The sequence below is a fragment of the Hylemonella sp. GW821-FHT12C09 genome (assembly GCF_058807395.1).
The window spans coordinates 129,890-144,547 of the sequence record NZ_JBXAQQ010000003.1; the positions used below are offsets into that span (position 1 = coordinate 129,890).

Consider the following 14,658-nt stretch of genomic DNA (forward strand, 5'->3'; position numbering starts at 1 on the left):
AGCCATGCCCAGCTACAACCCGCCCCTGCGCGACATGCAGTTCGTGATGCACGAAGTGCTCAACGTCACCGAACAGCTCAAGCAGATCCCGCGCCACGCCGACACCGATGCCGACACCATCAATGCGGTGCTCGAAGAAGGCGGCAAGTTTGCCGCCAATGTGATCTTCCCGCTCAACATCAGCGGCGACGAAGAAGGTTGCAAGCTCGACAAGACCACGCACGAGGTCACGGCGCCCAAGGGTTTCAAGGAGGCCTATGCCCAGTACGTGGAAGGCGGCTGGGCGGCACTGAGCTGCGACCCGGACTACGGCGGCCAGGGCCTGCCCTTTGTGCTCAACCAGTGCATCTACGAAATGATGAACTCGGCCAACCAGGCCTGGACCATGTACCCCGGTCTCTCGCACGGTGCCTACGAGGCCCTGCACGCCCACGGCACCGACGAGCAGAAGAAGCTCTACCTGCCCAAGCTGGTCAGCGGCGAGTGGACCGGCACCATGTGCCTGACCGAGCCGCATTGCGGCACCGACCTCGGCATGCTGCGCAGCAAGGCCGAGCCCCAGGCCGACGGGACCTACAAGCTCAACGGCGCCAAGATCTTCATCAGCGCCGGTGAACACGACCTGGCCGAGAACATCGTGCACCTGGTGCTGGCCCGCCTGCCCGACGCGCCCAAGGGCAGCAAGGGCATCAGCCTGTTCGCCGTGCCCAAGTACAACGTGAAGCCCGACGGTACGCTCGGCACGCGCAACGGCATCTACTGCGGTGGCCTGGAGCACAAGATGGGCATCCATGCCAACTCCACCTGCCAGATGATCCTGGAGAACGCGGTCGGCACCCTGGTGGGCCAGCCCAACAAGGGCCTGCAGGCCATGTTCGTGATGATGAACGCCGCCCGCCTGGGCGTGGGCAACCAGTCCCTGGGACTGACCGAAGTGGCCTACCAGAATGCCCTGGCCTATGCCAAGGACCGCATCCAGATGCGCAGCCTGTCGGGTACCAAGGCCAAGGACAAGGACGCCGATCCCATCATCGTGCACCCCGACGTGCGCAAGATGCTGCTGACCGCCAAGGCCTATGCCGAAGGCGGCCGCGCGCTGGCCTGCTACTGCGCCCTGCTGCTGGACCAGCACCTCTACCACCCCGACGAGAAGGTGCGCAAGGACAGCGACGAGATGCTGGCCCTGCTGACGCCCATCATCAAGGCCTTCCTGACCGACAACGGCTTCGAAGCCACCGTGATGTGCCAGCAGGTCTTCGGCGGCCACGGCTACATCAAGGAATGGGGCATGGAGCAGTTCGTGCGCGACGCCCGCATCAACATGATCTACGAAGGCACGAACACCGTGCAGTCGCTGGACCTGCTGGGCCGCAAGATCCTGGGCAACAACGGCGCCACGCTCAAGAAATTCGGCAAGCTGGTCGGCAAGCTGGTGGAAGAAGAGGGCGTCAACGAGAAGATGGCCGAGTTCATCAACCCCCTGGCCTACCTGGGCGACCAGATGACCAAGTTCACCACCGAAGTCGGCTTCAAGGGTTTCCAGAACCCCGATGAAGTGGGCGCCGCCGCCGTGGACTACCTGCGCGTGGCCGGCCACCTGGTCTTCGGTTATTTCTTCGCCCGCATGGCCTCGGTTGCGCTGAAGGAAATCGCCGCCGGCAACACCGACCCCTTCTACCAGGCCAAGCTGCAGACCGCGCGCTTCTACTTCGCCAAGCTCTTCCCCGAGACCGCATCGCTGATGCGCACCGCCCGTGCCGGCTCCAAGGTCCTGATGGACACCGACCTGGCCCTGGCCTGAGGTGGTGCAGCCCATGATGCGCAAAGCCCTGCTGGTGTGTGTTCTGGCCCTGGCGGCATGGCCCGCCGTGGGCCAGTCCACGCCCGTGGGTCTGTGGCGCAGCATCGACGACAAGACCGGGACAGCCAAGGCCGAGATCCGCATCCGTGCGGGTGCCGATGGTGTGCTCAGCGGTGTCGTCGAGCGCGCGCTCGTGACCTCGGACCAGCCCAATTGCGATCTCTGCGCCGATGACCGCAAGGGCAAACCCAAGGTCGGGCTGGAGATCATCCGCGGCGCGAAAAAGGCCGAGGACGCCGACGTGTGGGAGCAGGGCAGGATCCTCGACCCCGAGAACGGCAAGAACTACACGCTGCGCATGACCCCGCTCGAAGGCGGCAGCAAATTGCAGATCCGGGGGTATGTCGGCCCCTTCTACCGGACCCAGGTCTGGACCCGCGTCCAGTAAAAATCAACCAGGAAGACAACCATGTCTCGATTCCAAGTCAGAAAAGTCGCCGTGCTAGGTGCCGGCGTGATGGGCGCGCAGATCGCCGCCCATCTGGTCAACGTCAAGGTGCCGGTCGTGCTGTTCGACCTGCCGGCCAAGGAAGGCCCGAAGAACGGCATCGTCACCAAGGCCATCGACAACCTCAAGAAGCTCAAACCTTCGCCCCTGGGCGTGGCCGATGACGCTGCGTTGATCCAGGCCGCCAACTACGAAGAGAACCTGGACCTGCTCAGGGACTGCGACCTCATCATCGAGGCCATCGCCGAGCGCATGGACTGGAAGCTCGATCTCTACAAGAAGATCGCCCCCTTTGTCGCCAAGCACGCCATCGTCGCGTCCAACACCTCGGGCCTGTCCATCACCAAGCTGAGCGAGGCGCTGCCCGAGGCCATCAAGCCGCGTTTCTGCGGCATCCACTTCTTCAATCCGCCGCGTTACATGTACCTGGTGGAGCTGATCGCCACGCCCACCACCCAGCCCATCATCCTGGACCAGCTCGAAACCTTCGTCACCAGCGGCCTGGGCAAGGGTGTGGTGCGCGCCAAGGACACGCCCAACTTCATCGCCAACCGCGTCGGCATCGCCGGCATGCTGGCCACGATGAAAGAGGTCGAGAACTTCGGCCTGAGCTATGACGTGGTCGACGACCTCACGGGCAAGAAACTCGGCCGTGCCAGTTCCGGCACCTTCCGTACCGCCGACGTGGTGGGCCTGGACACCATGGCCCATGTGGTCAAGACGCTGCAGGACAACCTGGACGAGAAGAGCGACCCCTTTTACGCCAGCTTCGGCACCCCGCCCGTGCTCAAGACCTTGATCGAGATGGGTCACCTGGGCCAGAAGAGCAAGGCCGGTTTCTACAAGAAGGTCGGCCGCGACATCCTGCGTTTCGACCTCGAGGGCAAGGAATACGTGCCCGGTGGTGAAAAGGCCGATGCGGTCTACGAGCGCATGCTCAGGAAGCCGGCCGGTGAACGCCTGAAACTCTTGCGCAACGCCGAGGGCGCGCAAGGCCGTTTCCTCTGGGCCATCCTGCGCAACAGCTTTCATTACGCCGCCGTGCACCTGGCCACCATCGCCGACACTGCGGCCGACGTGGACCTGGCCATGCGCTGGGGCTTTGGCATGAAACAAGGCCCCTTCGAACTCTGGCAGGAAGCCGGCTGGCTCGAAGTGGCCCAAATGATCCAGGAAGACATCGATGCCGGCAAGGCGCTGTCCAAGGCGCCGCTACCCAAGTGGGTGTTCGAAGGCCCGGTGGCCAAGGCCGGTGGCGTGCATACACCCGAGGGCTCTTTCAACCCGAGCACCGGCAAGTTCCAGCCCCGTCGCCAGCTGCCGGTCTACGGCATCCAGTACTTCCGGGAGAGCCTGCTGGGCGACGGCTCGGCCGACTACAAGACCGCAGGCAAGACCCTGCACGAGGACGAGGCCATCCGCATCTGGACGCTGGACGAAAACCGCGAAGCCGTCACAGGCAGCGTGCTGATCGCCAGCATCAAGAGCAAGATGCACGCGATTGGCCCCGGCGTGGTCGAAGGCCTGATGCGCGCGGTCGAGCTTGCCGAAGCCGATTACCAGGGTCTGGTGATCTGGTCCGGCGACGAGCCCTTCAGCGTGGGTGCCGATCTGCAGGCCACCCTGCCGGCCTTCATGATCGCTGGCGTCAGTGCCATCGAGGGTGCCGAGCAGGAGATGCAGGCCATGATGCTGCGCCTGCGTTATGCGGGCGTGCCTGTGGTCGCCGCCGTGCGCGGCATGGCCCTGGGCGGCGGCTGCGAGCTGGCGGTCTACTCGCAGCGCCGTGTGGTCGCGATGGAAAGTTATATCGGCCTGGTCGAGGTGGGCGTGGGCCTGGTGCCCGGGGCCGGCGGCCTGACCTATATCGCGCGCCGCGCGGCCGAGAACATGGCCACCTCCACGGGCAAGGACATCCTGCCCTTCCTGACCGAGGGTTTCACCGCCGCGGCCATGGCCAAGGTGGGCACCAGCGCGCTGGAATCCCGCAAGCTGGGCTACCTGCTGGACAGCGACCTGGTCGTGCCCAACAAGGACGAACTGCTCTACACGGCGCTCAACGAGGCCCGTGCCATGTACCAGGGCGGCTGGCGCGCCCCGCACCGCCGCCTGTTCCCGGTGGCGGGCCGCAACGGCCTGGCCACCATTAAGGCCCAGCTGGTCAATATGCGCGACGGTGGTTTCATCAGCGCACACGATTTCCACATCGCCACCCTGATCGCCAACGTGGTCTGTGGCGGTGATGTCGACGCCGGCTCGCTGGTGAGCGAGGAATACCTGATGGCCCTGGAGCGCCAGGCTTTCTGCTCGCTCATCGTCCATCCCAAGACGCAAGAGCGGATCATGGGCATGCTTTCGACGGGCAAGCCGGTTCGTAACTGACAGGCTGCTCACAAATGAGTCGCAACGATGATCTGGTTTCCCTCTCCCGCGGGCGGGAGAGGGTTAGGGTGAGGGCGCGGGCTTTGCGTAAAGGCCAAACGGATGCCGAAACTCTGCTGTGGTCAAGGTTGCGCAATCGCCAGTTGCTGGGTTTGAAGTTCAGGCGGCAGCACCCACTCGGCCGATATTTTGCTGACTTCGCCTGCATCGAGATTGGTTTGGTAATTGAACTGGATGGTGGGCAACACACCGAATCATTTGTGATCGACTACGACACCAGACGAAAAGAAGAAATGGCAAGCATGGGGTTTCAGACTTTGAGGTTCTGGGACAGCGACGTGCTTAAAGAAACGGATGCGGTGATGGAGCAGATCAGGCAAATAGCCGCCCTGACCCTCACCCCAACCCTCTCCCGCTTGCGGGAGAGGGAGTGAAGAAACACTGAAAAGGAGTATTCCTGTGAAACAAGTTCAAGACGCCTACATCGTTGCCGCCACGCGCACGCCCATCGGTCGCTCGGGCCGCGGCTTTTTCCGCAACACCCGCCCGGACGACCTGCTGATCGCCGCCATCAAGAGCGCGATGCAGCAGGTGCCCACGCTGGACCCCAAGGCCATCGAAGACGCCATCATCGGCTGCTCTTTCCCCGAGGGTGAGCAGGGCATGAACATGGCGCGTATCGCCGTGGGCCTGGCCTTCAAGCACCCCATCGGCGGCGTGACCGTCAACCGCTTCTGCGCTTCGGGTGTGACCGCGATCCAGATGGCCGCCGACCGCATCCGTGTGGGCGAGGCCGACGTGCTGATCGCTGGCGGCGCCGAGTCCATGAGCCTGGTGCCCATGGGCGGCAACAAGCCTTCCTTCAACCCCGAGGTCTTTGCGCGCGACGAAAACGTCGGCATCGCCTACGGCATGGGCCTGACGGCCGAGAAGGTGGCCCAGCAGTGGAAGGTCACACGCGAGATGCAGGACGCTTTTGCGCTGGAGTCGCACCAGCGTGCGATCAGGGCGCAGAAAGCCGGCGAGTTCGCAGCCGAGATCACGCCCATCGACGTGGTCGAGCGCACGCCCAATCTGGCCACCGGTGAAGTCGCCACCAAGACCCGTACCGTGAACCTGGACGAAGGCGCGCGTGCCGACACCACATTGGAGGCCCTGGGCAAGCTCAAGCCGGTCTTCGCGGCCCGCGGCAGCGTGACCGCCGGCAACAGCTCGCAGACCAGCGACGGCGCTGGCGCGCTGATTCTGGCGAGCGAGAAGGCCGTCAAGCAGTTCGGCCTCAAGCCGCTGGCGCGTTTCGTGAGCTTTGCGGCGCGCGGCGTGCCGCCCGAGATCATGGGCATCGGCCCCATCGAGGCGATTCCCGCCGCGCTGCGTTACGCCGGCCTCAAGCACGAGGACATCGGCTGGATCGAGCTCAACGAAGCCTTCGCGGCCCAGTCGCTGGCCGTGATCAACAGCCTGGGCCTGGACCCGTCCAAGGTCAACCCCATGGGTGGTGCCATCGCCCTGGGCCATCCGCTGGGCGCCACCGGCGCCATCCGCGCTGCCACGGTCGTCCATGCCCTGCATCGCCACAAGCTGAAGTACGGCATGGTGACCATGTGCGTGGGTACGGGCCAGGGCGCGGCCGGCATCTTCGAACGCGTCTAGGGCTACTGCGCGGGCGTGATGCGTCGTTGGGCGGTGCTCGCAATCCTCACGTACCCCAAGGTACGTTCCGGTTGCTGCGCTCCGTCCGCCTCGCCTGACGCCCGCTCGCTACGCCCTGGCATCTAGATCGGGCGAGCAGGAGAGGAGTACAAAATGGAAGCAGAGCGTCGGGATCTCACATTTGAAGACGGCGGCGTGATCACGCTGCGCGTCTACGAGCCGTCCATGGCGGCACACGCCACCGTGGTCATCGGCGGCGCCATGGGTGTACCCCAGGGTTATTACGCGCCCTATGCCCAGTGGCTCGCGCAGCAAGGCTACCGTGTCTGGACTTTCGACTACCGTGGTCATGGTGACTCCCTGGTCCACTTGCCCCGGCGTTCCCTGCGCGGTTTCAAGGCCGACCTGTTCGACTGGGCGCACGACTACGAGACGGTGGTGCTGACGGCCAGGCGCGAGCTGCCGGCGCGGCCGCTCTACCTGCTGGGCCACAGCCTGGGCGCGCAATTGCCCGGCCTGTTCCGTCACCCGGACCAGGTCGACGGCCTGTTCAGCATCGCCGCCGGCAGCGGCTACTGGCGCGAGAACGCGCCCCAGCTGCGCCGCCGGGTGCTTTTCTTCTGGCACGTCATGGTGCCGCTGGCCACGCGGGTCTGCGGCTACTTTCCGGGCCGTCGGCTGGGCATGGTGGGCAACCTGCCCGCTGGCGTGATCCACCAATGGCGGCGCTGGTGCATGCATCCGCGCTACAGCGCCGGTGCGGAAGGGCAGGAGGTGGCGCAGCGATACGGCCGTGTGCGTTTCCCGTTGCTGGCCTGGTCTTTCGGTGACGATGAGTTGATGACGCTGCGTGGCACGCACAGCCTGGTCAATCTCTACAGCGCGGCTCCGCGCCAGGTCCTGACCATCCATCCGGTGGACGTGCCCTCACGCCGCATCGGCCATTTCGGTTTCTTCCGCGAGGCCATGTGCTCCACCCTGTGGCCGCGCAGCCTGCTCGCCCTGCAGTCCATGGCCGCTGGCGCCGTCCCGCCGGGGACGCAATCGGTGGCGCCAACAGTGCACACTATGCAGCCATGAAACCGCACGCCTTCGACGCTGCCCTCGCGCTGGACACGGTCGCCCCCGGCCGTTACGCCGGACGTACCAGCGAGGCCTACTGGAACATGGTCGGCCCCTTCGGCGGCTGCACGGCCGCGACGGTGCTCAAGGCCGTCCTCAGCCACCCGGACTTGCTGGGCGCGCCGCTGTCCATCACGGTCAACTACGCCGGCGCGCTGGCGCAAGGCCCTTTCGAAGTGCAACTGCTGCCGGTGCGCACCAACCGCTCCACCCAGCACTGGACGGCGGCCATCGTGCAGAGCGACGCCCAGGGCCAGCCCGTCGTCGCAACCACAGCCACCGTCATCACGGCCGTGCGGCGCGAAACCTGGAGCCTGTCGGACCTGCCCATGCCGGTCGTGCCCGGGCCCGCCGAAGCGCAGGCCATGCGCTATGACCAAGCCATGGCCTGGCTGGACCACTACGAGCTGCGCCCGGTCAGCGGCCTGATTCCGCAGGCCTGGGACGGCCGCCAGCACGACCACAGCATCTCCCAACTGTGGATGCGCGACCAGCCGCCGCGCCCGCTGGATTTCTGTTCGCTGCTGGCCTTGTCCGACATCTTCTACCCACGGGTCTGGCTGCGCCGCGCCACGCGTGTGCCGGCCGGCACCGTTTCCATCACCACCTATTTCCACGCGGGCGAGAAGGAACTGCGGGCCACCGGTAGCGGCTACCTGCTGGGGCAGGCGCGCGGCCAGGAATTCCGCAACGGCTTTTTCGATCAATCGGCCCAGCTCTGGAACGAGGCCGGTATCCTGCTGTGCACCTCGCACCAGATCGTCTATTTCAAGGAATGACCACCATGTCCGACATCCTCGTCCACACCGAAGCCGGTGTCTGCACCCTCAGCTTCAACCGCCTGGAGCGCAAGAACTCCATCACCGCGGCCATGTACGCCACCCTGGCCGATGCCGTGACGCAGGCCGCCGGCGATGCGGCCGTGCGCGTGCTGGTGTTCCAGGGCCACGAGACCGTGTTTTCGGCCGGCAACGACATCGGCGATTTTCTCAACACGCCGCCTTCGGACGGGGATGCGCCGGTCTGGCGCTTCATGCGCGCCCTGGCCTCCTTCCCCAAGCCGGTGATTGCCGCTGTCAGCGGCCCGGCGGTGGGCATCGGCACCACCCTGCTGTTCCATTGCGATCTGGTCTATGCCGGCGACAACGCGGCCTTCTCCATGCCCTTCGTGAACCTGGGTCTGTGCCCGGAGTTCGCCTCCAGCATCACGGTGCCGCAGATGTTCGGTTACCACCGTGCCGCCGAGGCCCTGCTGCTGGGTGAACCCTTCATGGCCGAGGCGGCGCTGGAAGCCGGCCTGGTCAACCGCGTGCTGCCGCCCACCGAGGCCAATGGCTACGCGCAGGCGCAGGCGCGCAAGCTGGCGGCCAAGCCCCTGTCTTCGCTGGTCGAGACCAAGCGCCTCATGAAAAAGGGCCAGGCGGCCCAGATCATGGCGCAGATGGGCGAGGAGGGCGCCAGCTTCGGCCGCATGCTGCGCGAGCCGGCGGCGCGCGAGGCCTTCGGTGCCTTCATGGAGAAAAGGAAACCGGATTTCAGCCAGCTCTGAACCGGTGACATGAAACACCCCGTCCCTTTTCCCGCCAGCGGTTTCGAACCCGAGTTCATTGCCGCGCTCAAGGACATCTTCGAGCGGCAGATTGCCTTCAACCAGGTCCTGGGCCTGCAGATCACGCAGATCGCGCCCGAGGGCGTGTGCGCCCGGATCGCCATGAAACCCGAACTCATCGGCCACTTCGGGCACCAGCGCATCCATGGTGGCGTGATCAGCGCGGGGCTGGACGCGATGGGCGGCCTGGCCATCATGGCCGCCATCGGCGCGCGCCATATGGACGAGGCGCCGCTGCAACGCCTGCAGCGTTTCGCCAAGCTGGGCACCATCGATCTGCGGGTGGACTACCTGCGTCCGGGCCTGGGCGAGGCCTTCGAGTTGCGCGCCGAAGTACTGCGCCTGGGCTCGCGTGTGGCCTCCACGCGCATGGAGTTCCTGGATGCCGAGGGCAAGCTGCTCTCGGCCGGCGCTGCCGCCTACATCGTTTCCTGACCGCGGGGGCTCAAGGGGCCGGCCGGCGCGGGACGGGGCGCGGCTTGCCCTGCTCGTCGATGGCCACATAGGTCAGGTTGGCTTCCGTCACCTTGACGAACTGCCCCTGGGCCTGGAAACGCTCGGCATACACCTCCACCTTGACCGTGATCGAGGTCTTGCCGATGCGGGTGAGCTTGGAATAGAAGGACAGGATGTCGCCCACGCGCACCGGCTGCTTGAAGATGAACTCGTTCACCGCCACGGTGGCGATACGCCCGCCCGCATAACGCGCCGGAATCACCGAGCCGGCCAGGTCGACCTGGGCCATGACCCAGCCGCCGAAGATGTCGCCATTGGCATTGCTGTCGGCCGGCATGGGGATGACCTTGAGCACCAGCTCCTCGTCGGACGGGGGCTGGAGGGGGGCGGTGCTGGGAAATTCGCTCATGGGTGACAATCTCGGAAAACCTGTCACCGGATTGTCCTCCATGCGCCGCTACGGTGAAACCACCGCCCCCCAAGTTCCTGCCCAGCCCTCCGTCGGCATGCCCCGCTCCGACTGGGCCACGCTGCAGCGCCTGTTCCCCTACCTCTGGGCCTACAAGTGGCGTGTCATCGCGGCGCTGAGCTTCATGGTGGGCGCCAAGGTCTCCAATGTGGGCGTGCCCCTGCTGCTCAAGGAGCTCGTTGACGGCGTGGGCCTGCGCCCCAGCGACCCGGCTGTGTTGTGGCTCGTGCCGGCGGCGCTGCTGCTGGCCTACGGCGCCCTGCGTTTCATGACCTCGCTGTTCACCGAATTGCGTGAACTGGTCTTTGCCAAGGCCACCGAGGGCGCCGCACGCACCATCTCGCTGCAGGTGTTCCGCCACCTGCACGCGCTGAGCCTGCGTTTCCACCTGGAGCGCCAGACCGGCGGCATGACCCGAGACATCGAGCGCGGCACGCGCGCCGTGCACTCGCTCATCTCCTATTCGCTCTACAGCATCGTGCCTACGCTGATCGAGTTCGCGCTGGTGCTCACGCTGCTGGCGGTGAAGTTCGACTTCGGTTTTGTCTGGATCACGCTGGCGGCCCTGGTGAGCTACATCGCCTTCACGGTGACGGTGACCGAGTGGCGCACGCGTTTTCGCCGCCGCATGAACGAGCTTGATTCCACTGCGCACAGCCGCGCCGTCGACTCGCTGCTCAACTACGAAACGGTCAAGTACTTCAACAACGAGGAGTTCGAGGCGCGCCGTTACGACGAGAACCTGGAGCACTACCGCCGCGCTGCCGTCAAGAGCCAGACCAGCCTGAGCCTGCTCAACACCGGCCAGCAGCTCATCATCGCCACCGGCCTGGTGGCCATGCTGTGGCGCGCCACCCAGGGCGTGATCGACGGCCGCATGACGCTGGGCGACCTGGTCATGATCAACGCGCTGATGATCCAGCTCTACATCCCGCTGGGTTTCCTGGGCGTGCTCTACCGCGAGATCAAGCAGAGCCTGACCGACATCGACAAGATGTTCACCCTGCTGGAGCGTGAGCGTGAAGTGGCCGACGCGCCGGACGCCCGCCCCCTGCAGGTGGCGCAGGCCGCGGTGCGTTTCGAGCAGGTGAGCTTCTCCTACGAGCCGGCGCGCGCCATCCTGCATGAGGTGAGCTTCGAGATCCCGGCCGGCAAGACAGTGGCCGTGGTCGGCCCTTCCGGGGCGGGCAAGTCCACCCTGGCGCGCCTGCTCTACCGCTTCTACGACGTGAGCGACGGCCGCATCACGATTGCCGGGCAGGACATCCGCCAGGTCACGCAGTCCAGCCTGCGGCAGGCCATCGGCATCGTGCCGCAGGACACTGTGCTGTTCAACGACACCGTCGAATACAACATCGCCTATGGCCGTCCCGGCGCCAGCCGCGCCGAGGTGGAGGAGGCGGCGCGTGCGGCCCACATCCACGCCTTCATCAGCGCCACACCCAAAGGCTACGACACCATGGTGGGCGAGCGCGGCCTCAAGCTCTCGGGCGGCGAGAAACAGCGCGTGGCGATTGCGCGTACGCTGCTCAAGAACCCGCCCGTGCTGATCTTCGACGAGGCCACCTCCGCGCTGGACTCGGCCAACGAGCGCGCCATCCAGGCCGAACTCCGGGGCGTGGCCCAGGGCAAGACCACGCTGGTCATCGCGCACCGCCTGTCCACCGTGGTCGATGCGCACGAGATCCTGGTCATGGAAGCCGGCCGCATCGTCGAGCGCGGCTCGCACAGCGCGCTGTTGGCGCGCAACGGCAGCTATGCCCGTATGTGGGCCTTGCAACAGAGCGCGGAGTGAGCGCCGGCAGGGGACGGGCACCGCATAATCCGCGCCATGGAAACCAAGTGGCTTGAAGACTTCGTCAGCCTGGCCGAGACGCGCAGCTTCAGCCGCTCGGCCCAGCTGCGTCATGTGACGCAGCCGGCTTTTTCCCGGCGCATCCAGTCGCTGGAAGCCTGGGCCGGCACCGATCTGGTAGACCGCAGTGCCTACCCCACGCGCCTCACGCCCGCGGGTGAAACCCTCTACGGCCAGGCGCTGGAGATGTTGCAGTCCCTGCAGCACACCCGCGCCATGCTGCGCAGCCACACGGCCGCCGGCGAGGACGTGATCGAGTTCGCCGTACCGCACACCCTGGCCTTCACCTTCTTTCCCGCCTGGGTCTCCAGCCTGCGCGAAAACTTCGGCCCCTTCAAGAGCCGGCTCATCGCCCTCAACGTGCACGATGCGGTGATCCGCCTGACCGAAGGCAGCTGCGACCTCCTGCTGGCCTACCACCATCCTTCGCACCCCTTCCCGCTTGATGCGGAGCGCTACGAACTGGTCAGCCTGGGGCAGGAGACCATCGCACCTTATGCACGGCCCGATGCTCAGGGCCAGCCGCTGTTTCCGCTGCCCGGGCGCGCCGAGTTGCCCTTGCCCTATCTGGGGTATGCGCCGGGAGCCTACCTGGGCCAGGTGGTGGATTTCATGCTCAAGCAGGCAGGCACGGCCATCCATCTGGACCGCGTCTACGAGACCGATATGGCCGAAGGCCTCAAGGCCATGGCGCTCGAAGGTCATGGCCTGGCCTTCCTGCCGCACAGCGCGGTGCGCAACGACCTGCGGGCCGGCCGTCTGGTCAGCGCCGCGCCAGCGGCACTGTCGGGTCTGCAGATCACCATGGACATGCGTTTATATCGGGAAAAACCCCAAGGCAAGCAGTTGCCCAAGCGCACGGCCGAGGCGCTTTGGCGCTTTCTGGCCGATGGCGGGAGGGGGCATGAGGGTAGACCTGTGTTGCCAAAATGACGGCAGCCGTTCTTTAATCAAGCCATGGGGCATATCCCGGCACGGGATTTGCTGGATACTCACGGTCTGACTTTTCTCTTTCTTAGGAGTTACGCATGAAGAAGCATCTGCTGGCACTCGCCATCGCCACCACCCTCGTTGCGAGCGCTCAGGCTCAGGGCAACGACACCCTGTCCAAGGTCAAGGCTTCGGGCAGCATCACCATGGGGGTGCGCGACTCCTCGGGCGCCCTCTCCTACACCCTGGGAGACGGCAAGTACGCCGGCTTCCATGTGGAGCTGTGCCAGCGCATCGTGGCCGATGTCGAGAAGGCCGTCGGCAAGAAGCTGGAAGTAAAGTACCAGTCGGTGACCTCCCAGAACCGCATTCCGCTGACCCAGAATGGCACCGTCGACATCGAATGCGGCTCCACCACCAACAATGCCACCCGCCAGAAGGACGTCGCCTTTGCCGTGACCACCTTCGTGGAGGAAGTGCGCATGGCCGTCAAGGCCAATTCCGGCCTGACCTCGATCGCTCAGCTCAATGGGCGCAATGTCGCCACCACCACCGGCACCACCTCGGTGCAGACGCTGCGCAAGAACGAGCGTGCCCAGGGCATCGACTTCAAGGAAATCTACGGCAAGGACCATGCCGACAGCTTCCTGCTGCTTGAGTCCGGCCGCGCCGACGCCTTTGTCATGGACGGCTCCATCCTGGCCGGCAACATCGCCAATGCCAAGAACCCGGCCGATTTCAAGATCGTCGGTGAGGTGCTCTCGGTCGAGCCCATTGCCATCATGCTGCGCAAGGACGACCCGGCCTTCAAGAAGCTGGCCGACGACACGCTCAAGGGCATGATGCAGTCCGGCGAGATGGCCAAGATCTACGACAAGTGGTTCATGCAGCCCATTCCCCCCAAGAACAACAAGGTCAGCCTGGCCGTCAGCGACAGCACCAAGGGCGCCTGGGCTGCCCCGAACGACAAGCCCATGGAAGACTACGCCAGGAAATAAAGGGCGCAGAGCGAAACGCATGACAAACCCCGCCCCGGTCATCATCCGGGCGGGGTTTTTGCTTGTGCGTAAAGCGCGACACAAGACGCGTCATTCCATACGGAGACAAGGCACATGAGCTGGGACTGGCAGGTATTCCTCAACGACGACGGCAGCGGCCGCACCTATCTGGAATGGATGATCGACGCCTGGGGCTGGACGCTGGCCGTGGCCGGCAGTTCCTGGGTGGTGGCGGTGGTGATGGGGGCCCTCATGGGCACCCTGCGCACGCTGCAGGACAGCCCCTGGCTGGTGCGCCTGGCGACGGTCTGGGTCGAGCTGTTCCGCAACATTCCTCTGCTGGTGCAGGTCTTCCTCTGGTACTTCGTGGTGCCCAAGATGTTCCCGCTGTTCCAGCAGGTGCCGGGCTTTGTGCTGGTGGTGTTTGCCCTGGGCTTCTTCACCTCCGCGCGCATCGCCGAGCAGGTGCGCGCCGGCATCCAGTCCCTGCCGCGAGGGCAGCGTTACGCGGCCCTCGCCATGGGCTTCACCACGGTGCAGGCCTACCGCTACGTGATCCTGCCCATGGCCTTTCGCATCATCCTGCCGCCGCTGACCAGCGAGTCCATGAACCTGCTGAAGAACTCGGCCGTGGCCTTTGCCGTGTCGATCGCCGAGCTCACCATGTTCGCCATGCAGGCGCAGGAGGAAACCTCGCGCGGCGTCGAGGTCTACCTGGCGGTGACGGCGCTGTACATGCTCTCGGCCTTCGCGGTCAACCGCGTCTTCGCGACCATCGAGAAGCGGGTGCAGATCCCCGGCTTCATCGTTGCGGGCGGTACTGGCGGGGGGCACTGATATGAACCCCCACGCTCATCACTTCGTGTATTCGCTGC

General features: G+C 65.3%; 14 protein-coding genes. 13 read left to right on the forward strand and 1 reads right to left on the reverse strand.

Annotated elements, in window-relative coordinates:
* The first annotated feature begins 4 nt into the window (after positions 1-4).
* The 9 genes from AC1RRP_RS06470 (at position 5) to AC1RRP_RS06510 (ending at position 9,510) form a co-directional block, all read left to right on the forward strand.
* Positions 5-1,801, forward strand: coding sequence for an acyl-CoA dehydrogenase C-terminal domain-containing protein (locus AC1RRP_RS06470; protein WP_493034369.1), 1,797 nt, complete (start codon positions 5-7; stop codon positions 1,799-1,801).
* Positions 1,802-1,817: 16 nt separating this feature from the next.
* Positions 1,818-2,249, forward strand: coding sequence for a DUF2147 domain-containing protein (locus AC1RRP_RS06475; protein ID WP_493034886.1), 432 nt, complete (start codon positions 1,818-1,820; stop codon positions 2,247-2,249).
* Between the two features lie 21 nt (positions 2,250-2,270).
* Positions 2,271-4,691, forward strand: a complete 2,421-nt coding sequence (locus AC1RRP_RS06480) for a 3-hydroxyacyl-CoA dehydrogenase/enoyl-CoA hydratase family protein (RefSeq protein ID WP_493034371.1) — start codon at positions 2,271-2,273, stop codon at positions 4,689-4,691.
* A 14-nt stretch (positions 4,692-4,705) separates the two neighbouring features.
* A complete protein-coding gene (locus tag AC1RRP_RS06485) occupies positions 4,706-5,125 on the forward strand; it encodes an endonuclease domain-containing protein (RefSeq protein WP_493034373.1) in 420 nt (139 codons plus the stop codon).
* 19 nt (positions 5,126-5,144) lie between these two features.
* Positions 5,145-6,344 (forward strand): acetyl-CoA C-acyltransferase, encoded by a 1,200-nt coding sequence (locus tag AC1RRP_RS06490; protein ID WP_493034888.1) that lies wholly within the window; start codon positions 5,145-5,147, stop codon positions 6,342-6,344.
* A 153-nt stretch (positions 6,345-6,497) separates the two neighbouring features.
* Positions 6,498-7,424, forward strand: coding sequence for an alpha/beta hydrolase family protein (locus AC1RRP_RS06495; protein WP_493034375.1), 927 nt, complete (start codon positions 6,498-6,500; stop codon positions 7,422-7,424).
* The gene (locus tag AC1RRP_RS06500) at positions 7,421-8,245 is read left to right on the forward strand and encodes an acyl-CoA thioesterase (protein WP_493034377.1); all 825 of its coding nucleotides are present in this window, start codon (positions 7,421-7,423) and stop codon (positions 8,243-8,245) included. Before AC1RRP_RS06495 ends, AC1RRP_RS06500 begins: the two co-directional genes overlap by 4 nt.
* Positions 8,246-8,250: 5 nt before the next feature.
* On the forward strand, positions 8,251-9,015 hold the full coding sequence (locus AC1RRP_RS06505; protein WP_493034379.1) for an enoyl-CoA hydratase: 765 nt from the start codon (positions 8,251-8,253) through the stop codon (positions 9,013-9,015).
* Between the two features lie 9 nt (positions 9,016-9,024).
* Entirely contained in the window at positions 9,025-9,510 is a 486-nt protein-coding gene (locus tag AC1RRP_RS06510) for a thioesterase family protein (protein WP_493034381.1), read from the forward strand.
* A gap of 10 nt (positions 9,511-9,520) precedes the next feature.
* On the opposite strand, the gene AC1RRP_RS06515 is transcribed toward AC1RRP_RS06510, so the two are convergent.
* Complete coding sequence (locus AC1RRP_RS06515) at positions 9,521-9,940, reverse strand: acyl-CoA thioesterase (RefSeq protein ID WP_493034383.1); 420 nt, start codon at positions 9,938-9,940, stop codon at positions 9,521-9,523.
* A gap of 40 nt (positions 9,941-9,980) precedes the next feature.
* On the opposite strand from AC1RRP_RS06515, the gene AC1RRP_RS06520 reads away from it, so the two are divergent.
* The 4 genes from AC1RRP_RS06520 (at position 9,981) to AC1RRP_RS06535 (ending at position 14,620) form a co-directional block, all read left to right on the forward strand.
* Positions 9,981-11,795, forward strand: a complete 1,815-nt coding sequence (locus AC1RRP_RS06520; RefSeq protein ID WP_493034890.1) for an ABCB family ABC transporter ATP-binding protein/permease — start codon at positions 9,981-9,983, stop codon at positions 11,793-11,795.
* A 36-nt stretch (positions 11,796-11,831) separates the two neighbouring features.
* Positions 11,832-12,788 carry a LysR substrate-binding domain-containing protein gene (locus tag AC1RRP_RS06525; protein WP_493034385.1) on the forward strand — a complete coding sequence of 319 codons (957 nt, stop codon included), beginning with the start codon at positions 11,832-11,834 and terminating at the stop codon, positions 12,786-12,788.
* A 95-nt stretch (positions 12,789-12,883) separates the two neighbouring features.
* Positions 12,884-13,783, forward strand: coding sequence for an amino acid ABC transporter substrate-binding protein (locus AC1RRP_RS06530; RefSeq protein ID WP_493034387.1), 900 nt, complete (start codon positions 12,884-12,886; stop codon positions 13,781-13,783).
* Between the two features lie 114 nt (positions 13,784-13,897).
* Positions 13,898-14,620 carry an amino acid ABC transporter permease gene (locus AC1RRP_RS06535; RefSeq protein ID WP_493034389.1) on the forward strand — a complete coding sequence of 241 codons (723 nt, stop codon included), beginning with the start codon at positions 13,898-13,900 and terminating at the stop codon, positions 14,618-14,620.
* The last annotated feature ends 38 nt before the right edge of the window (positions 14,621-14,658 follow it).